Here is a 19,486-nt window from a genome sequence, read left to right as displayed (position 1 = left end):
TTTAAGTACAGGTAAAACCATGGATAAGACTTATTCTCCACAAGCCATTGAACAAACTTGTTATGAAAAATGGGAAACCCGCCATTTTTTCAAACCTCATGGTGAAGGAAAAAGTTACTGCATTATGCTGCCGCCACCCAATGTGACAGGCAGCCTGCATATGGGACATGGTTTCCAGCACACGATCATGGACACCCTGATTCGTTATCACCGGATGATGGGAGCCAAAACACTCTGGCAACCGGGTACGGATCATGCCGGAATATCAACACAACTCATCGTTGAACGCCAGCTTGAAAATGAGGGAATATCGCGCAAGGACATGACTCGGGAAGATTTTCTCAAACGTGTCTGGCAATGGAAAGAGGAATCCGGCAATCAAATTACCCGGCAAATGAGGCGTATCGGCTCATCCGTTGATTGGTCGCGTGAACGGTTTACCATGGACGAAGGGCTCTCAGCCGCCGTACAAAAGGTTTTTGTACAACTCTATGACGAGGGGCTAATCTACCGTGGAACCCGTCTGGTCAACTGGGATCCCAAATTGGGAACGGCGGTTTCGGATCTGGAGGTGCTTTCCGAAGAGGAAGACGGTTATTTATGGCATATTCGCTATCCAGTGGAAGGAAGTGAAGAATCCCTGGTCGTCGCAACCACCCGACCGGAAACCTTACTGGGTGATGCGGCAGTTGCGGTGAATCCCAGGGATGAGCGTTACCGCCATCTTATTGGACGGCGGGTCCACCTGCCTCTTTGTGATCGGGTGATCCCGATTATCGCGGACGAGTATGTCGAACAGGAATTTGGCAGCGGATGCGTCAAAATAACACCTGCTCACGATTTTAATGATCATGAGGTCGGCAAACGACACGACTTGCCACTCATTAGTATTTTTACCAAAAAGGCAACCATTAATAAAAACGCCCCTCTGCCCTATCAAGGCATGGATCGTTTTGTCGCACGTGAAAAAATCATCCAGCATCTGACGACAGCCGGTTTTCTGGTTAAAACCGAACCCCATAAATTAAAAGTACCTCGTGGTGAAAAATCAGGCGTGGTCATTGAACCTCTGTTAACCGATCAATGGTATGTGAAAACAAAACCACTGGCGGAACCGGCCATTGAAGCCGTCAAACGAGGGGATATACGTTTCGTCCCGGAAAACTGGAGCAAAACGTATTTTCAATGGATGGAAAATATCGAAGACTGGTGCATCAGCCGCCAGTTATGGTGGGGGCATCGAATTCCCGCCTGGTACGACAGTCAGGGACACATCTACGTCGGATACAGTGAAAACGATGTGCGTTTCAAATATAAACTGGATGAATCTGTTCTTCTCAAGCAGGACGAGGATGTTCTGGATACATGGTTTTCATCCGCCTTGTGGCCTTTCTCCACCTTGGGCTGGCCGGAACGAACACCGGAATTTGAACAATTTTATCCAACCTCTGTATTGGTGACCGGTTTTGATATTATTTTCTTCTGGGTAGCCCGCATGATCATGATGGGATTGAAATTCACCGGAAAAATCCCTTTCCGTGATGTCCTTATCACCGGCCTGATCAGAGATCATGAAGGTAAAAAAATGTCCAAATCAAAGGGCAATGTTCTTGATCCTATCGATATTATCGACGGCATTGATATTGACAGCCTGGTTGCCAAGCGCACATCCAATATGATGCTTACGTCTCTGGGTAATAAAATTGAGAAAACGACCCGCAAGGAGTTTCCCGAAGGGATATCGGCCTACGGCACGGACGCGTTACGATTCACTTTCTGCTCGCTTGCCTCCACCGGACGTAATGTTCGCTTCGATATCGGGCGAGTTGAAGGATATCGCAATTTTTGTAACAAATTATGGAATGCCGCCCGCTATGTCCTGTTAAACACCGATGAAGAGCAAATTGATTTCGGTGACGGTGCATTTCAATACAGCCCGGCAGATCGATGGATATTGTCTCGCCTGCAACGCACCATCGCTCAAACCCATCAGTATTATGAAACGTATCGCTTTGATTTGCTGGCCAATACGCTCTATGATTTTGTCTGGCACGAGTATTGCGACTGGTACCTGGAATTATCCAAGCCGATCCTTTACGCGGAACATACCCTGTCCGCCATGAAACGCGGCACCAGACGCACATTGATTCATGTGCTCGATCAAATATTAAAGCTCCTGCATCCCATCATGCCGTTTATTACCGAAGCTATCTGGCAGCGAACCAGCAAACTTACCAGCCAGAACGGTGAAAGCATCATGGTAAGCGATTACCCGCAAGTGACGGAAAGTTACATCGACGATGAACTCGAAAACGAATTATCATGGCTTAAGGAAGTGATCCAGTCCATTCGTACCATTCGCAGTGAAATGTCTATTTCACCCGCCAAACTGATACCACTTCATATAAAAAATGCGGATGAACTTTGCCGGCAACGTATGGAAAAATATAATTTTACCCTCATGTCGCTCAGCAAACTGACGCTGGTCCATTTTCTTGAAGAAAATGAACCGGTACCGGTCTCCGCCTCTGCGGTGGTAGGCGAGCTTGAACTTCTGATCCCCATGTCCGGACTTATTGACAAAACGGCGGAACTAACCCGTCTGGAAAAAGAAATTATGAAGCTGGAAAAGGACATTACTCATGCCCAGGGCAAGCTCAATAATCCCAATTTCGCTGACAAAGCGCCCGCTGAGATTATTGCCAGGGAAAAGGAAAAACTGGCTCAGGCCCAGCTTGCCAGAGACAAGCTGCTGCATCATAAAAAAACAATAGAGACGCTCTAGGCTCCGTGAACAAAAATTTTCTTCGCACCATTTTTTGCGAAAAAACAGTAGCCCGTAAGGAGGCCTTCGGCCGTATTGCGGGTTTGATGTGCCACTTATGAACGTTTTCCCGCATTACGGCTTCGCCTTCATGACGGGCTACAAGACATTATTAGTTGTTGCGCAACAATGGTTGCCTTGTTTTCGATCGGAAAAAATTGGTTCACGGAGCCTAGGCTCCGTGAACCAAAATTTTCTTTGCATATTTTTTTGCAAAAGCAAAAGTAGCCCGTAAGGAGGCCTTCGGCCGTATTGCGGGTTTCATGTTCCATTCCTGTGCCAGGAGAACAAATGAATACCCGGGTGAACATTATCCCGCATTACGGCTTTGCCTTCATGACGGGCTACAGGAAACCATTATTTATGGTAGAACAATAGTCGCTTCGTTTTCGCTCGGAAAAAAATTGTTTGCGGAGTCTGGTACCTCATCCTGTAAATCATTTGATCTTCTGACACCTTAATGTGCCGTACACGGAAATCCCTGCACACATGAGTCCGGGGCTATCGTTTTCCGCAAACCCGCCTGTCTATCCAACCGGCCAGCAACAGGGTTGAAATAACGCCTAGAACAACACTGTAAGTATGCCAGCCATGACCAACCAGCTTCAAGGCGTCGGGTGAGCGCAGAAGCGAAAAAGGTATGGCCAGCAACACATCAAGAAGAGCGGAGCCGGCAACCAGCCCACAAGCTATTAAAACGCCTGTTTGCTTGCGCTCTTTTCCCTCTTCCTCCGTAAAATTTTTATTACGCAATCTGCGGTTTATGCAGTATGCGATGATCCCCCCGATAAACAAGGGGAAAGAGGACGCGACAGGCAAATACATCCCTATAGCCACACCCAAAATGGATAACCGGATAAAACGTTCCAGCTTAAAGAGACGGTTAGCCACGATGATAACCAGGATGACAATAGCCCCAATGAACATCATCGTCCAGGGCAGCGTATTGCGAAATACCGCTTCCGTAATTGCCGCCATCAAAGCGGCCGTTGGTGCGGGTAAAGCCTGGCTCGGATCCATGCCTTCATGCGGCATCACCCCATCAATACCGTATACGTCAAACAATATTTGCATCACAGGCGGTATTACCAGTGAAGAAACGACAACCCCAAGCAGCAGCATTAATTGCTGCCGCCAGGGTGTCGCACCGACTAACTGACCTACTTTCAAATCCTGCGTATTGTCATTGGCAATAGCGGCAATACCGGTGACGACCGATCCGATAATAATAGTGATGGCCTCGGCCGCGCGGATTTGTACTGCCGACAGAGGCAAAGGCAACGTCTTATTGATCAAGGTCAACAGTAACCACGCCGCAAACAGCATGCCGGCAATCACCACAGAACTGCCAGGACTCGCGGTCACACCGACCATGCCTGAAAAATACCCGGTAATCACGGAAAATAAAAACCCTATAAACAAGACATAAAGAACGGCAATAAAAATCAAGGTTGGCGAAAAATCACTATCCAACCCGGCTTCCTGTAAGGGAAAAATAAACTGAAAAAAAAGAAAAAGCACGGCGGCCATCATTAAAACGCCAATCAGGATATAGGGCATGGGAATATCCCGATCCGTACGTGGTAATACTTCATCGCGATTTTTAGCCAGAAAGGCACGAAAGGAAATATGTATACTTTTTGTCAGTGGTTTAATGAGTTTCAGAAACGTCCAGGTTCCGGCAAATAACATAGCGCCTATACCAACATAGCGTAATTCATTGTTCCACAGCATCACGGCAGCCTCTTTGGCCGGATAGTTCATCACTATGTCAGGATAAAACTGGCTAAGAACAGGTAACGCAATCAACCAGGACAAAATGGCGCCAAGAAAAATACTAATCGCCATTTCATGACCAATCAGATACCCGGCTCCTATCATTGTCGCTGAAAATCCGGCTCCGAAACTGAATAGGGAACGTTTCGCGGTAAACCAGAAATTCCAGTTGCTCGCAATCACCTTGAAACCAAGCTGAAGCAACTCAATGAATCCACCAATGGCACCGCCGATAAAAATATCTTTAATGCCGGCCTTCTCGGCGGAAGACTTTAATACCTCGGCAATAGCTCGTCCCTCAGGAAATTTCAGAGACCGATCATTAACCAGTACCCGCCGCAACGGTATTGAAAACAGGACACCAAGGATGCCGCCACAGGCAGCTATAAAGAAATTAGTCAAATAATCAAAACCATGCCAGTAATGGATAATAATGAGGGCGGGAATGGTATAGACGATTCCTCCGGCAACCGCTTCACCGGCCGATGCCGCGGTTTGCACAGCATTATTTTCCAGAATGGTAGCGTTCTTAAACATTCTCAGAATGCCCATGGAAATAATGGCGGCGGGAATGGAGGCCGATGTTAAAATACCAAGTTTTAGTGCAAGATAAGCATTAGACACGGCCAGTAGAACGGTTAAAAGAACAGCGAGGATGATCGAACGCAGGGTTAATTCGGCAACCTTTTCTTCCGCACCAATATAAGAGTCATTGTCTGTCATTATTGCCCCCACAGCGCGTTTTTTATTCCGGGAGACAACCGACTGGCAATGAGGGATCTGGGAACGGTTACTGATTGGGGACCATAAACGTAAGCGGCAACCTGATAGGTATCAAAAACGATGGTGAGTCCGTCCTGACTAAAATACCAGCTTTTATAATTATCAGGTATGCCCTTTGTTCCATTATCTAACCATTGAGCATCAGAAATGTTCTTTTTCTGCAAAACTGAACGACAATAGGATGCTATTTTAGTCATATAGTGGCTCCCGGATTGAAACAAATCGTTCAATGCAACGAACCGCCCATCAATAAAATTTAATGTTCGCACGCTATTATTCGGATGAGCCGCACCGCGGGAATATGACGACACATGAAACAATATACTGGCGGCGCGCTTGTTTTGAAACATAATCTTGTAACGGATGGTCAAACCGTTTTTACCGGGCACATCAGCCGGCAAATCGCCTTGTTCGGATACGGATTGCTCAAACGCGTGTCTTGCATCGGAAATTAAATTTGCCACCGCAGTATCCATATTACCGTCTGCGAACCCCTGGGGATATTCGATATCAGTCACTTGCGTCGCCGTTTCCTTTTTAATGGAAATGGTTTTGGTATGAGTGGACGACGACCAAAGAACGTTGGGCAGCAAAAAAAACAGAACGACTCCGATAAACGCGCTTTTTTTCATAAATCAATCTCTCTTGCACGTGGATGAACCGGTAACCCAACGCCCGTTAAACATGGTTTTGTGCGGTATTGGAAAACCAAAATAATAACATAAAGAGGCACCGTCATGGACAGACCATTGTACCAGATCAGCGGCCAGACCAACCCGAATACAACCGGTCTCATCCGCCAGACCAAGAGCCCTGGCAGCCTGGGAGGTCACACCAGCCAGCGCCTCCGGCACGGTCAATGAAAAAAATTGACACGCCATGCTCAGCATGAGCGGCAAAGACGTCGTCGGAGAAGAGCCCGGATTACAGTCCGTAGAGACGGCCATACCCACACCCAACTCACGTAATAAATCGACAGGGGGTTGTTTTTTTTCACGAAGAAAATAATAGGCTCCCGGTAACAACACCGCAATCGTTCCCTGTCTGGCCATGGATTTCGCGCCATCAACGTCCAGAAATTCGAGGTGATCACAGGATAACGCACCCATTGTTGACGCCAATCGACTGGCTCCCAGAGAGGATAATTGATCCGCGTGGCATTTAACCGGTAATGACAAATCTTGTGCCTTACGAAAAATCTGTTCGGTTTGTTGCAGATTAAAGGCGATGGATTCACAAAAAACATCTACGGCATCCGCCAGACCTTGCTCAACGATAGCCGGCATCATCTCTTCACAAACCAGATTAACGTAAGCCTGGGTATTTCCTTTAAATTCGGGCGGAATGGCGTGGGCGCCTAAAAAGGTGGTTTTAACCCGGATAGCGCATAGCTCTCCAAGTTTACGGGCCACCCGCAACATCTTTATTTCGTTGGCTGGATCCAGACCATAACCGGACTTGATTTCGACGGTTGTCACGCCCTGCTCTTGCATGGATTGTATACGGGGTAACGATTGTAACAGGAGCTCTTCTTCCGAAGCGGCCCGAGTATGTCGAACCGTGGATAATATGCCCCCTCCAGCGGTGGCAATATCGGTGTAGGTTGCACCTTCCAGACGCTTTTTAAACTCGTCGGCCCGATGACCCGCATAAACCAGATGGGTATGGCAATCGATCAAACCCGGCGTCACTAACTGTCCATGACAATGTTCAATACTCCCGGCTTGTTGCAGCAGCTCCGAAGGTACCTGTCCGCTTTTACCGCACCAGGAAATTCGCCCGTCCGATACGGCAATGGCCTGATCAGTAAGCGTCTCTCCTTTTTCATTAACCGTAGTGGCATTAAGAAACAAACTATCGCAAACGGACATCAATCCTCCCATTCAGGCACACCGGATGATTCGGGCAACCAGGCCTGATGATGGTTTTTATCATAGATATCCCATTCCCGCGAACGAAATGCCTCATGATCTACATCCAAAAGTAGCCAGGCTAGAAAGTGGGCGACGGTTTCAGGGGAGATTAATTTTTTCTCATTATACAGTCGGTTGAAAAAATCCTTCTTTTCCTGCTCCATAAAGCGGGATTGTCGAATCACCGCCTGCATGTCCGTATCAATAATACCGGGCATGACGCTGGCAAACGACGTTTTTTCAGACTCAAGCTGCCAGCAACGGGTCAACATGGCAAGAGCCGCTTTTGACACGCAATAGCCGGCCCATCCCGAAACCGGAAAATAGGCCGCTCCCGATCCGATATGGAGCACCTTGCCATCCCGAAGTTTGGGAAGCAATTCCTGACTTAAAAACAAAGGAGCGCTTAAATTGGTTGCCAGGATTTTCTGCCAGGAATACTCGTCAACGGATTCCAGAGGTACAATCGGTTCGATGATGCCCGCGTTATGAACCACCCCCTGCAAACGTGACACCTCAGCCAGTGAGGCAATAATATCCGTACGGCCTTCCATAGTTGACACGTCCGCACAACACGTACTTATCAATGGGGAAAACCGGCTTGCCTCCGACAACTTTTCCTTACGTCGTCCCACTATTAAAACCGATTTGCCTCGTCTCGCCAGTTCCCAGGCCAATGCTCGTCCAATACCGCTGCTTCCACCTGTTACCAGAAACATATTGCTCTTCCATTTGGAGTAAAATGGCAGATAATAACAGACCTTGTTTCGCTAAGCACGATTTCATGTATGGAAACTTGTCCTGAAAGTTTGTTACAAAACTGGATTTCAAAAGGTATTATTCAAAATACCATGCCTATTTTTTCAAGAACCAGAAAAACGGGAGAACACGATGTTGCCTAACATCCGAAACTACGAACCACCTGATTCCCTGCTGTGGCAGGGACGCAAGGATAGTTTACCTGGCGAACGATTTTTTCAGCAGATCCGATGCGTTGATTTACGATCCCAATCCCTGGAAAGTCATAAATCCGGTACCGTGATGCTTGGCTTCGCCAGTGATGAAGGTATTCGGCGCAATGAGGGCCGGCCAGGCGCCAGAAGCGGACCAAACGCATTCCGGCGACAATTCGCAAAACTTGCCTGTCATAATGCCGTCAACCTGATTGACGCAGGAAATATTGCCTGTACTGATGAGCAACTGGAGCAAGCTCAGGAACAATTGGCATCCGCTATCGGCATCTGCCATGAACAAGGCTACAAAACGATGGTGATAGGCGGCGGACATGAAGTGGCGTGGGGGCATTTTTCCGGATTGGCACAACAGTATTCCAGGCTGGGTATTATCAATTTTGACGCGCATTTTGACCTTCGTCCCGTCATGAAGGAAAATTACGGTACATCCGGCACACCTTTTTGGCAAATCGCCCAATATTGTCAGGAAAATCATACCTCTTTTGATTATTGTTGCCTCGGTATACAAAAAATTGCTAACACACAAAGCTTGTTTAGCATTGCCAATGAGTATAAAGTTTCTTATTTGACGGCCGGACAAATACATCAAAGCAGTTTTGCATGGCAAACCGCTTTTCTCGATGAGTTTTTACTGAATCACGAAACGATCTTTTTGTCAGTCTGTCTTGATGTCTTTGCCGAAAGTTTCGCTCCGGGAGTCAGCGCGCCGCAAAGCCTGGGATTAACACCATGGCAGGTACTGCCCCTGTTGAAATACATCATACAAACTGGCAAAGTGATAAGTATTGAGATAGCTGAATTATCACCGCCACTGGATAACGAACAGAAAACTGCCAGGCTGGCGGCAATGATAGCAGCTGAACTGCTGGAATTTAATTAATGCAAGGAGTGTTACTAATGAAAAAATCCATGCTGGTGGCAGGATTACTGGCTATTTTAGGAGTAACGGAAAATACCTACGCAGCAACGTCTCAACCCGCCGATACCACCCAGAATACGTCTTCTCCCACTCCAACAACAGCGGGTGAAAATAATCAGGCACCCGGTGTTTCTCCCGGAAGCAGTACCCAACAGCCGGCCCAATCCGGAGTGCAAACCCCGACTCAATCCGGAGTGCAAACCCCGACTCAACCCGGAGTGCAAACCCCGACTCAACCCGGAGTGCAAACCCCGGCCCAACCCGGAGTGCAAACCCCGGCTCAATCCGGAGTGCAAACCCCGGCTCAACCTGGAGTGCAAACCCCGGCTCAACCTGGAGCGCAAACACCAGCTCAATCCGGAGCGCAAACCCCGACTCAATCCGGAACGCAAGACTCGATGATCCAACCTGCAAACAAGGTTGTCACCCAACCAGATGTACCAGTTCTTGTAGAACCTGTTAAACAGCCAGTCATAGATTGCAATTATAAAATTCCGGCTGAAACAACAAATATTGAACAATCTGTTATTCAGACCTGGGCGGCAAAAGCGACAGAACAATCTTTTGATTTTGACTACAAGACGATTAACGAGCAACTATCCGGCTTAAAATCATGCTTCACCGAACAAGGCTGGAAAAGCTTTAACGATGCTTTGCAAAGTTCGGGAAACCTGAAGGTTATCCAATCGGAAAAATTAATGGTAAATGGTATGATAGATGGAAACATCACCGTTTCCACCGTAAAAGACAATCAATGGAAAGTCATACTTCCCCTACAGGTTGTTTATCAGAATGAAAAAGAAAAATTAAATCAATCATTAACCATCACGCTTGTTGTCGGTAGAAAAGTTTCCGGCAATCTCGGGATCATGCAAATGGTTGCCATGCCGCGCCAGCCTGCAACACCTGAAAGCGGAGCAACGACAACCGATTCCGCAGCCCCGACTGATAAAACCACCCCCACGGAAAAAGCGGCGGCCCAGTAACTATGTCTTCAAGCGCGTCTTTGAGAATCATTATCGTGACGCGCTTTCAGAATGAGAGATTATGATGCGCTATCCGATTGCCGCTCTGCTCGGTTTTGCCTGTGCGAATGTCAGTGCCAATGTTATTCAGTATTATACCGGGATCAGCTATAGCAACCCGGCTGAATTATTCAAAGTTCAAAAAAATGAATTCATTATTGGTGGAACCGCTTTTTATGCCGATCTGAGATTTTCCGGCAATGTATTAAATTTCAATACGTTTCAGTATGACACAGGCGCCAGCTCTTCCAACCGCTACAGCCTTCTGCCTTATGGCCGTATTGCCACACGGGTTGATAGCAAAATGGTGGTTGGGGTTGATGTCACCGAGCCGTTCCACTCCAATCTGATGTGGGGCAGACACGCCGTTACCCGTTATGCGGCCACGGAAACACTTTTGACGGACGTTGAATTCACCCCAAGGTTTTCCTATAGTTTCACTCCGCAGTTGTACGGTGGCGGAGGAATCAATTTTAATTTCCTGAAAAACAATGAAACCAACTGGGCTCTGCCGGTTGGTCCAGGCCCAACCGATTACGACACTCTGGTTAACAGAACATCCGGATTTGGCGTTGGTTATAACGCCGGCTTGTATTATGTTATCAATCAGACGAATTTTTTAGGTGCGGTCTATTATTCATCGATCAAACAATCGTCGCGCGGAACCAGTTTTTTAAATGGCGTGGCCAACAGTGCACTGCAATTTAATTTCCGCATGCCATCCACCACCGTGCTGAATTACGTTCACATTTTTAATCCTTATTGGCTGGCAAGCATTCAGGTTTTTAATGTCAGATGGGATCAAAATCAATTCGCACGCATAAAAAATACGGCCGCCCCGCCGCCCGTAGGTCCGAATTTCACATTCACCATGGGGTACGAGGACACCTGGTCGTTCGCGGCAGCCGTTCGCCATCAACTCAATGATAAACTGGGACTAACGGCGATTTTTCTACAGGATAACGGGCCTGAACAGGATCATCTGCGCACGATTAATTTTCCGTCCGACGTACAATATTTCGGCGGTTTATCCGCTGATTACCAGGTAAGCAAAAACACAAGCGTCCAGTTTCTTTATGGACAGGTTTATTCCAATACATTAATCGCGAATTTTGTCGCGGCAAACGGCCAATCCATTCCTTTTACGGCCGGGAGAGTACGCATCCATGCGGACGTGATCGAATTAAGGTTTAAAATTCAAACCTAACTCGCAGGATTTTTATCATCACCGGGGTAAGACAGAATCGTAACCTGGGTTCCGCGCGTCATAAACTCCTCATTAAGCCATTTGGCCGCACTGGGAAAAACGCGGACGCAGCCATGGCTGGAGTTGGCATAAGGAACTTCATACGCCGCATGAATGGTATAGCCTCGAAAAAAATACATGCAATAAGGCATTTTTGCCCCACCGGTTGTTTCAACCGGATACTCGCCGGAACGACATTCCAGCCCCTTTTTGTTGTATAGACGAAAGGTTCCGGTAACCGTTCGGCAGGTCTGCCCCACGTCTTCACAAAAATCCTTTCCCCCCGAGGCACCGCCGGTCATAACCCGGTTACCCTCTTCATCGTATGCGGCCCAGGCGTAAGCTTTGGGATCAAAAATAAATTGTTTTTTCCCGGTAGCGGTTGTTTTTAGCGGGAAGTAATCTCGTCCCCGCTTGTCCTTGAGATAATGGATTGTTCGATGCACATAGCCGGCGTCGTCCGTAATCAAGGTAGATTCGTCCATTTCCACGCATCCGGACAGCACGAGGGATAAGGATAGCCCTGCCCATACTATTTTTTTCATGGTGAAAATTCTCCCGAAAAGGGTTTGGAGACCGATCACGTTTCATTACATTTATGGCATGTAATAAAATCGATTCGACTCCGATAGTTTAGCTTATAATCCGAAAAAATCATGCCGTTAAACGTCGGTATTTGATTCTCGACGGTCTGCCAGCCTCATCTCCAAGACGACGTTTTCTATCCGCTTCGTAATCCGTATAGTTTCCTTCAATATAAACGACCTGGGAATCTCCTTCAAAAGCCATTAAATGAGTACATACCCGATCAAGAAACCAGCGGTCATGGGAAATCACTATAACGCATCCCGGAAAATTCAATATCGCGTCTTCCAGGGATCTCAGCGTTTCCACATCCAGATCATTACTGGGTTCGTCCAGTAACAAGACATTGCCGCCGCTTTTTAATAATTTGGCCAGATGCACTCGATTACGTTCTCCGCCGGAAAGCTGAAACATTTTTTTCTGCTGATCGGCACCTTTAAAATTAAAGCGCCCGACATAAGCTCGGGATGGAATCTGGAAAGAACCAACCTGCATAATATCGTGGCCGTCAGAAATTTCCTGCCAAACCGTCTTGTTATCGTCAAGGTGATCCCGCATCTGATCCACATAAGCGAGGTTAACCGTATCCCCTAGTCTGATTTCTCCACTATCAGGCTTTTCCTGACCTGTGATCATCTTTAAAAACGTTGATTTTCCGGCACCATTGGGACCGATAATTCCAAGAATACCACCTTTGGGTAATTTAAAATTCAGGTTATCAATCAATAGCCGATCACTGAACGATTTGCCAAGATTGATCGCTTCTATCACCAAATCACCAAGACGCTCCCCGGGCGGAATATACAATTCGTTGGTTTCGTTACGCTTCTGGAACTCCCTGGAATTCATCTCTTCAAAGCGAGCCAGGCGGGCTTTGTTTTTGGCATGGCGACCCTTTGGTGAGGTACGCACCCATTCCAGTTCCGCCTTGATAGAACGCTGATGCGACGCCTGCTGCTTTTCTTCCATAGCCAGGCGAGCCTCTTTCTGTTCCAGCCAGGAGGTATAATTCCCTTTATAGGGGATGCCTTCGCCGCGATCCAGCTCAAGAATCCACTGTGCGGCGTTATCCAGAAAATAACGATCGTGGGTGATGGCCACAACTGTTCCGGAAAACTCTTCCAGATAGCGCTCAAGCCAGGCAACACTTTCAGCATCAAGATGGTTGGTGGGTTCATCCAGTAAAAGCATGTCGGGATTTGACAGCAGCAAGCGGCAAAGGGCGACTCGCCGGCGTTCTCCTCCCGATAACTGATTAATGACCGCATCCCAGTCAGGAAGGCGCAGAGCATTAGCCGCGACATCCAGCTTTCTGTCAAGATCCCAGCCGCCGGCCGCTTCAATGTCGTTTTGCAGCTCGCCCTGCTGCATGAGTAAATCATTCATTTCATCGTCGCTCATCGGTTCGGCAAACCGCATGCTGATTTCATCAAATTTCCGCAATTTTTCCTTGATTTCCGCAACACCTTCCTCAACGACATCCCGTACGGTTTTGTTTAAATCAAGTTCCGGTTCCTGGGCAAGATATCCGATTTTGATGCCGGGCTGAGGTCTTGCTTCTCCCTCAAATTGCTGCTCAACCCCGGCCATGATCCGTAATAAAGTTGATTTGCCGGAACCGTTTAAACCCAGAACACCAATTTTGGCGCCCGGGAAAAAACTCAGGGAAATATCCTTGAGGATAACCCGTTGGTTATCGACAGTTTTACTGACATGATTCATTGTAAAAATATACTGCGACATTGATTCTCCATCCAAAATAAATGCGGCGCGAAAAGTTCGCCCTTAAACAATCGGTTTACCGGAGCGTATTCTTCCGGTTCATTCAGTCCAATCCAGTATCACTTTACCCGATTGCCCCGATGCCATGATTTGAAACGCGTGCTGATAGCTGGCAACCGGGAAATGGTGAGTAATCACCGGTGAAATATTAAGGCCGCTCTGTAACATGGCGATCATTTTATACCATGTTTCAAACATTTCCCTGCCATAAATACCCTTGATCACCAACCCCTTAAAAATGACCTGATTCCAGTCAATCGGCGTTTCCTGGGGCGGAATGCCAAGCATGGCCACATGCCCGCCATGATTCATACATTTGACCATGTCATTTAAAGCCATGGGATTACCTGACATTTCAAGCCCGACATCAAAGCCTTCGATCATCCCCAGTTCATCCATAACTTCTCTAATGGATTGATATTTGACATTAACGGCAGAGGTCGCACCCATTTTGCGAGCCAGTTCGAGACGATGATCGTTTACATCCGTAATGACAACATGACGCGCTCCAATATGGCGGGCGATGGCAACGGCCATAATTCCTATAGGGCCTGCTCCGGTAATGAGCACATCCTCACCCACCATATCGAAAGCCAGGGCACAATGCGTCGCGTTGCCAAACGGATCAAGAATAGCGGCCTGATCCCCGGAAATATTATCGGGTAAAACCAGAACATTGCTGGCCGGTAAAGCGAGATACTCCGCAAAACACCCGGGCCGGTTCACACCAACACCTTGTGTGTTGCGGCAAAGATGGCGTTTCCCCGCCCGGCAGTTTCTACACATGCCACAGGTAATATGTCCCTCACCGGAAACACGTTGTCCGATTTGCAATCCCTTGACCTCCGAACCGATCCCGGCAATCTCACCATAAAATTCATGGCCAACGGTCATGGGAACCGGAATGGTCGCCTGCGCCCATTCATCCCAGGAGTAAATATGGATATCCGTACCGCAAATAGCCGTTTTATGAATTTTAATTAATACATCATTAACACCATAATCAGGAACGGGAACATCTTCCATCCAGATTCCGGGTTCACTTTTCGCTTTCACTAACGATTTCATGTATATTTGCCCTATCTTTAAGACACAACAATAGCCACTGGTACCATTTTCTTTTCGTTTTATTGCATGTTGGGCCAGGAGTCCAACATGCGCAACAGGTTCTTTGTTTAATGAATGATTCCCAGTTCCTTGCCGACCTTGGCAAAGGCCTCCAGAGCCTTATCCAGATGAGCGATTTCGTGAGCGGCTGACATTTGCGTTCGGATTCTGGCTTTACCTTTGGGAACAACCGGGTAGGAAAATCCCACCACGTACACGCCTTCCTGTAACAACCGATCAGCCATTTGACCGGCCAGTGCCGCATCACCAAGCATAACGGGAATAATGGGATGTTCACCCGGAACCAGAGTAAAACCAAGCTTTGCCATACCCTCACGGAAATAACGGGTATTTCTTTTCAGTTTCTCAATCAGTGTGTGGTTTTTCGACAACATGTCAAGCACCGCTATGGACGTATGGGCAATAACCGGCGCCAGGGTATTGGAAAACAGATAGGGTCTTGAACGTTGGCGTAACCAGTCCACAATCACCCTGTTTGAGGTGGTATACCCTCCGGAAGCACCGCCCAGCGCCTTGCCAAGTGTTCCGGTAAGAATATCAATCCGTTCGGAGACACCGCAATATTCCGGAGTACCCCGACCCGTATCTCCCATAAATCCTACGGCATGTGAATCATCAACCATAACCATGGCGTCGTATCGATCCGCCAGTTCGCAAATGCCTTGTAAATTGGCAATGATGCCATCCATGGAAAAAACCCCATCCGTTGCGATCAAACGAAACCGGGCGTTTTTTGCTTCCTTGAGTCTGGCTTCCAAATCGGTCATATCATTATTGTTATAACGAAAACGAGCCGCCTTGCATAACCGGATACCATCAATAATACTGGCGTGGTTTAGGGCATCGCTGATAATGGCGTCTTCCGGCCCTAATAACGTTTCAAACAATCCGGTGTTGGCGTCAAAACATGAGGAATACAGAATGGAATCCTCCTTGCCAAGAAAATGACTGAGTTGACTTTCAAGTTCTTTATGGGGAGTCTGGGTACCGCAGATAAACCGTACTGACGCCATACCGTACCCGTAGCGCTCGATTGCCTTGCAACCTTCCGTAATTAATTCGCCATTATTGGCAAGACCCAGATAATTGTTAGCGCAGAGGTTGATAACTTCCTGTCCCTGTACCATGACCTCAGCCTGTTGCTGGCCGGATATAACCCGTTCTGATTTATACAAACCTTCTTCTTTGAGTTTATGAATCTCGGATTGCAGAAATTCAGTAAATTGCTCAAGCACAGCACTCTCCTCAAGGCATCAAAAAAATTGCGAAATTATAACAAATTTTACACAACATCACTACAAAATCATGTCTTTTTCATTTCGATATAAAATCAATTCGTAATTATGTGAGAATCAATCGCACCTTTTGCCAATTCTTGATAAAATGTCAGCAACGCTTTAATCTAGGCGTGTCATCCATTATATTTCTAAAGCGAAAAATTTGGATTGCGTGGTCAGAAAATAACTGTAACGTTAAATCCAACAGTTCGGGCAAATTTTTATTTGCAGCGAAAAAAGTAATGGCTGGCGCGTTCCAAACACCCAAGGTAACGGTAAATACCCATGATCAGTCAAAATGCAAGAATCAATATGGTCAAACAACAGCTTCGTACGGGCGATGTTCTTGATGAAACTATCCTCGAACTGTACGACACAATTCCCCGCCATGATTTTGTGCCCGCAACCATGCGGGACTTCGCCTATTCCGATATGCAAATCCCGTTAGGCTACGGCGAACGTATGATGACGCCTCTGGAGGAGGGGAAAATTTTACAGGCCCTTGCCTTAAACGGCCATGAAACAGTTCTTGAAGTAGGAACCGGTTCAGGATATCTTACCGCATTGCTGAGCCGGTTAAGCCATAAAGTCATCAGCATCGATTATTATGCGGACTTTACCGGCAACGCCCGAAAAAACCTGGAACAACATCAATGCAACAACGTGGAATTGCTCACCGGTGACGGTTGCCGGGGCTGGCTGGATAAAGCACCTTTTGAAGTCATGATATTAACTGGTGCGGTAGAAACAATTACGGAAACACATCGACTGCAGATTTTACCGGGTGGCAAACTTTGCGCTATTGTTGGGAAAGATCCGGTCATGCAATGCAAATTGTTTTCCCTGGATTTTCAGGGTAACTGGGAAGAAACCGTATTATTTGACACGAACATCCCTCCCCTGATCGACAAATTAAAACCTAAAGAATTTGTTTTCTAGGACTATTTTGCATGATTAAAAAACTGCTTTTGTGTTTCGTATTAATAAGCGGATTACCGGCAACAACCTACGCAATCGACCTGATGGATATCTACCGGCAGGCGTTGGAAAATGATCCCACATTCAAGCAGGCTTATAGTACCTATATGTCCAGCAGTGAAGCGATACCCCAGGCGAGGGCCGCGCTTTATCCGCAGCTCACCCTTGGAGGCGAGATTGCCCGCAATATTCAGGATGTCAACGCGGCTGGCACGCATGTACAGGCTACCTACAACAGTACGCAATGGCTGGTTACAGCCAGCCAGACCGTTTTTAATTACGAATACTGGTCACTGGTGCAACAAGCGAAGGCATCGGTCAAATCCGCCCAGGCGACGTTTAATGACGCTGCCCAGGATTTGATCCTGCGAACCGCACAGGCTTATTTTGACGTGCTTTTCGCCAAGGACACCCTGAACTTTGCCGAGGCCAAGAAACGGGCGAACAAGCGGCAGCTTGATCAAGCCGAACAACGTTTCAAAGTCGGCCTGGATGCCATCACCTCCGTATACGAAGCAAAAGCCGCCTACGATCAATCCGTTGCAGAAGTCATTGCCGCCAGAAATAACCAAATCAATCAAAATGAAAATCTGCGTAAACTGACCAATCATGTTTACGAATACCTCTCACCCCTGCATGCCAGCCGGATACCGTTGATCAAACCGGAACCGGATAATGTTGACGAATGGGTTAATACCGGCATCAGGCAAAATTACAAACTGTTTTCAGCGAAATACTCGCTTCAGGCTGCACGAGAAAATATTCGAGCCAAATCATCCAGCGCCTGGCCTTTCGCGACCATTCAAAGCAATACCGCACAAACTCATAATAATTCCCAAAGTTCATCGTTTTTCGTACCGTCACGACAAACAACCTCCGGTATTGCCCTGTCCGTTACGTTTCCTGTATTCCAGGGCGGCCTGGTTCAGTCTGAAACAAGGCAGGCTCAGTACGACTTTCAAACATCGAGCGAGCAACTGGAACAAACCTATCGCGACGTTGTCGTCAACAGCCATATTGCGTTCAACACCATTGTTGATGGCATCAGCAAGGTGAAGGCGGACAGACAAACTATCGTTTCCCAGAAAAACTCCCTGGAAAGCACCGAAGCCCAGTTTCAGGTGGGAACACGTACCATGGTCGACGTAGTCAATGCGCAACAGCGGCTATTTGAAGCGCAGGAACTGTTGGCCAGGGATCAGTACGCCCTGATTAACGCGTTTCTCAGACTGAAATATCTCGCCGGCACCTTGAATGTCAATGATCTGGAACAGGTCAATTCCTGGCTGGATACTACCAGAGTCAACAGCTTCCCGCCCCAGTCCTCGGCCAACGCCGTGAAATAATAAATTTTTAGAATCAGGTTGTTATTATGTCCTCCACCCCTTCAGCAACAGAAAAAAAATTATTGCACTACACCGGCAAAGCCATCGCGGATTTTAATATGATTCAGCGCGGCGATCGGGTTATGGTTTGTTTATCAGGAGGTAAAGACTCCTTCTCCCTGCTGACCATATTAAACACCTTGCGGAAACGCTCCGGCAATAAATTCGAACTCTTTGCCTTTACGCTGGATCAGGCCCAACCAGGTTGGGATGACAGCAAACTTCGCTCCTGGCTGGAAGAACGCAACATTCCTCATGAAATACTGACCCGCGACACCTATTCGATTGTCAAGGAAAAAATACCAGAGGGGAAAACCTATTGTTCCCTGTGCTCACGACTACGCCGCGGCATCATCTATCGTTATGCCGAAGAACACGGTTTTAATAAAATCGCTTTAGGCCACCACCGTGACGATTTAATCCGTACGCTTCTGATGTCCATTCTGTACAATGGCGATATCCGCTCCATGCCTCCAAAATTGTTGAGCGATAACAAAAAACACATGGTTGTTCGCCCGCTGTGCTATGTTCAGGAGCGCGACATCATATCGTTTGCCAATGAAGAGAATTTTCCGATTATTCCCTGTAATTTATGCGGTTCGCAGGAAAACCTGATGCGTAAACGGGTTGGCAAACTCATCGACCAGTTAGCGGAAGAAAACCCCAAAGTGCCGAGTAACATCCTTCATGCCTTGCAAAGCATCAAACCAAGCCAGTTAATGGATCAGAGTTTATGGCATTTTAAAACCCTGGAAAACGATCTGCAGGCTGCAAATCCCGAGGATAAAAAAGCAACGTTATTTCACCATGAAGAATTTGCCGAACTTGAAGAATAATCCTGTATCGATGCAATCATCATTTCATGACCTGGCTGCTAGGGCGTGTCCTCAT

The 19,486-nt window shown here is 47.3% G+C and carries 15 protein-coding genes; 7 read left to right on the top strand and 8 right to left on the bottom strand.

Annotation, left to right across the window (positions count from 1 at the left end; translation table 11 throughout):
• Positions 1 to 19 precede the first annotated feature (19 nt).
• Positions 20 to 2,785 (top strand): valine--tRNA ligase, encoded by a 2,766-nt coding sequence (locus CKW05_RS04680; RefSeq protein ID WP_058484533.1) that lies wholly within the window; start codon positions 20 to 22, stop codon positions 2,783 to 2,785.
• Between the two features lie 540 nt (positions 2,786 to 3,325).
• Here the strand turns inward: CKW05_RS04680 and CKW05_RS04670 are convergent.
• Genes CKW05_RS04670 through CKW05_RS04655 form a run of 4 tightly spaced genes read right to left on the bottom strand, consistent with a single transcriptional unit; the run spans position 3,326 to position 8,015 of the window.
• Positions 3,326 to 5,323: an OPT family oligopeptide transporter gene (locus CKW05_RS04670; protein ID WP_058484535.1), complete on the bottom strand. Its 1,998-nt coding sequence runs from the start codon at positions 5,321 to 5,323 to the stop codon at positions 3,326 to 3,328.
• Complete coding sequence (locus CKW05_RS04665) at positions 5,323 to 6,015, bottom strand: RsiV family protein (RefSeq protein ID WP_058484536.1); 693 nt, start codon at positions 6,013 to 6,015, stop codon at positions 5,323 to 5,325. Before CKW05_RS04665 ends, CKW05_RS04670 begins: the two co-directional genes overlap by 1 nt.
• Before the next feature lie 3 nt (positions 6,016 to 6,018).
• Positions 6,019 to 7,254: an imidazolonepropionase gene (hutI, locus tag CKW05_RS04660; protein WP_058484537.1), complete on the bottom strand. Its 1,236-nt coding sequence runs from the start codon at positions 7,252 to 7,254 to the stop codon at positions 6,019 to 6,021.
• Positions 7,254 to 8,015: an SDR family NAD(P)-dependent oxidoreductase gene (locus tag CKW05_RS04655; RefSeq protein ID WP_058484538.1), complete on the bottom strand. Its 762-nt coding sequence runs from the start codon at positions 8,013 to 8,015 to the stop codon at positions 7,254 to 7,256. The genes hutI and CKW05_RS04655 overlap by 1 nt, the downstream gene beginning before the upstream one ends.
• 172 nt (positions 8,016 to 8,187) lie before the next feature.
• On the opposite strand from CKW05_RS04655, the gene hutG reads away from it, so the two are divergent.
• From hutG to CKW05_RS04640, 3 genes are all read left to right on the top strand, one after another.
• Positions 8,188 to 9,150, top strand: a complete 963-nt coding sequence (gene hutG, locus CKW05_RS04650) for a formimidoylglutamase (protein ID WP_058484539.1) — start codon at positions 8,188 to 8,190, stop codon at positions 9,148 to 9,150.
• Between the two features lie 17 nt (positions 9,151 to 9,167).
• Positions 9,168 to 10,175 (top strand): DotI/IcmL/TraM family protein, encoded by a 1,008-nt coding sequence (locus CKW05_RS15590; RefSeq protein WP_058484540.1) that lies wholly within the window; start codon positions 9,168 to 9,170, stop codon positions 10,173 to 10,175.
• A gap of 61 nt (positions 10,176 to 10,236) precedes the next feature.
• Positions 10,237 to 11,421 carry an OmpP1/FadL family transporter gene (locus CKW05_RS04640; RefSeq protein WP_082642836.1) on the top strand — a complete coding sequence of 395 codons (1,185 nt, stop codon included), beginning with the start codon at positions 10,237 to 10,239 and terminating at the stop codon, positions 11,419 to 11,421.
• Here the strand turns inward: CKW05_RS04640 and CKW05_RS04635 are convergent.
• From CKW05_RS04635 to CKW05_RS04620, 4 genes are all read right to left on the bottom strand, one after another.
• Positions 11,418 to 12,005: a L,D-transpeptidase gene (locus CKW05_RS04635; RefSeq protein ID WP_058484541.1), complete on the bottom strand. Its 588-nt coding sequence runs from the start codon at positions 12,003 to 12,005 to the stop codon at positions 11,418 to 11,420. The genes CKW05_RS04640 and CKW05_RS04635 overlap by 4 nt on opposite strands.
• 109 nt (positions 12,006 to 12,114) lie before the next feature.
• A complete protein-coding gene (gene ettA / locus CKW05_RS04630; protein WP_058484542.1) occupies positions 12,115 to 13,788 on the bottom strand; it encodes an energy-dependent translational throttle protein EttA in 1,674 nt (557 codons plus the stop codon).
• 78 nt (positions 13,789 to 13,866) lie between these two features.
• Positions 13,867 to 14,895: an L-threonine 3-dehydrogenase gene (gene tdh / locus CKW05_RS04625; RefSeq protein WP_058484543.1), complete on the bottom strand. Its 1,029-nt coding sequence runs from the start codon at positions 14,893 to 14,895 to the stop codon at positions 13,867 to 13,869.
• A 107-nt stretch (positions 14,896 to 15,002) separates the two neighbouring features.
• Positions 15,003 to 16,190: a glycine C-acetyltransferase gene (locus tag CKW05_RS04620; protein WP_058484544.1), complete on the bottom strand. Its 1,188-nt coding sequence runs from the start codon at positions 16,188 to 16,190 to the stop codon at positions 15,003 to 15,005.
• A gap of 327 nt (positions 16,191 to 16,517) precedes the next feature.
• On the opposite strand from CKW05_RS04620, the gene CKW05_RS04615 reads away from it, so the two are divergent.
• Genes CKW05_RS04615 through ttcA form a run of 3 tightly spaced genes read left to right on the top strand, consistent with a single transcriptional unit; the run spans position 16,518 to position 19,431 of the window.
• Complete coding sequence (locus CKW05_RS04615) at positions 16,518 to 17,171, top strand: protein-L-isoaspartate O-methyltransferase family protein (RefSeq protein WP_058484545.1); 654 nt, start codon at positions 16,518 to 16,520, stop codon at positions 17,169 to 17,171.
• A gap of 14 nt (positions 17,172 to 17,185) precedes the next feature.
• Positions 17,186 to 18,556, top strand: a complete 1,371-nt coding sequence (locus CKW05_RS04610; RefSeq protein WP_058484614.1) for a TolC family outer membrane protein — start codon at positions 17,186 to 17,188, stop codon at positions 18,554 to 18,556.
• Positions 18,557 to 18,582: 26 nt separating this feature from the next.
• Positions 18,583 to 19,431: a tRNA 2-thiocytidine(32) synthetase TtcA gene (gene ttcA / locus CKW05_RS04605; protein WP_058484546.1), complete on the top strand. Its 849-nt coding sequence runs from the start codon at positions 18,583 to 18,585 to the stop codon at positions 19,429 to 19,431.
• Positions 19,432 to 19,486 lie beyond the last annotated feature (55 nt).

The organism is Legionella spiritensis (assembly GCF_900186965.1).
Lineage (GTDB): Bacteria > Pseudomonadota > Gammaproteobacteria > Legionellales > Legionellaceae > Legionella_C > Legionella_C spiritensis.
This window is presented reverse-complemented; position numbering and strand designations above follow the sequence as displayed.

What these genes read in the sequence shown, in the direction of transcription:
- CKW05_RS04640 (WP_082642836.1), top strand. Translation starts at nt 10,237, where the DNA reads ATGATGCGCTATCCGATTGCCGCTCTGCTCGGTTTTGCCTGTGCGAAT.
- CKW05_RS04655 (WP_058484538.1), bottom strand. Translation starts at nt 8,015, where the DNA reads ATGTTTCTGGTAACAGGTGGAAGCAGCGGTATTGGACGAGCATTGGCC.
- ettA (WP_058484542.1), bottom strand. Translation starts at nt 13,788, where the DNA reads ATGTCGCAGTATATTTTTACAATGAATCATGTCAGTAAAACTGTCGAT.
- hutI (WP_058484537.1), bottom strand. Translation starts at nt 7,254, where the DNA reads ATGTCCGTTTGCGATAGTTTGTTTCTTAATGCCACTACGGTTAATGAA.
- CKW05_RS04670 (WP_058484535.1), bottom strand. Translation starts at nt 5,323, where the DNA reads ATGACAGACAATGACTCTTATATTGGTGCGGAAGAAAAGGTTGCCGAA.
- CKW05_RS04635 (WP_058484541.1), bottom strand. Translation starts at nt 12,005, where the DNA reads ATGAAAAAAATAGTATGGGCAGGGCTATCCTTATCCCTCGTGCTGTCC.
- hutG (WP_058484539.1), top strand. Translation starts at nt 8,188, where the DNA reads ATGTTGCCTAACATCCGAAACTACGAACCACCTGATTCCCTGCTGTGG.
- CKW05_RS15590 (WP_058484540.1), top strand. Translation starts at nt 9,168, where the DNA reads ATGAAAAAATCCATGCTGGTGGCAGGATTACTGGCTATTTTAGGAGTA.
- tdh (WP_058484543.1), bottom strand. Translation starts at nt 14,895, where the DNA reads ATGAAATCGTTAGTGAAAGCGAAAAGTGAACCCGGAATCTGGATGGAA.
- ttcA (WP_058484546.1), top strand. Translation starts at nt 18,583, where the DNA reads ATGTCCTCCACCCCTTCAGCAACAGAAAAAAAATTATTGCACTACACC.
- CKW05_RS04665 (WP_058484536.1), bottom strand. Translation starts at nt 6,015, where the DNA reads ATGAAAAAAAGCGCGTTTATCGGAGTCGTTCTGTTTTTTTTGCTGCCC.
- CKW05_RS04615 (WP_058484545.1), top strand. Translation starts at nt 16,518, where the DNA reads ATGATCAGTCAAAATGCAAGAATCAATATGGTCAAACAACAGCTTCGT.
- CKW05_RS04680 (WP_058484533.1), top strand. Translation starts at nt 20, where the DNA reads ATGGATAAGACTTATTCTCCACAAGCCATTGAACAAACTTGTTATGAA.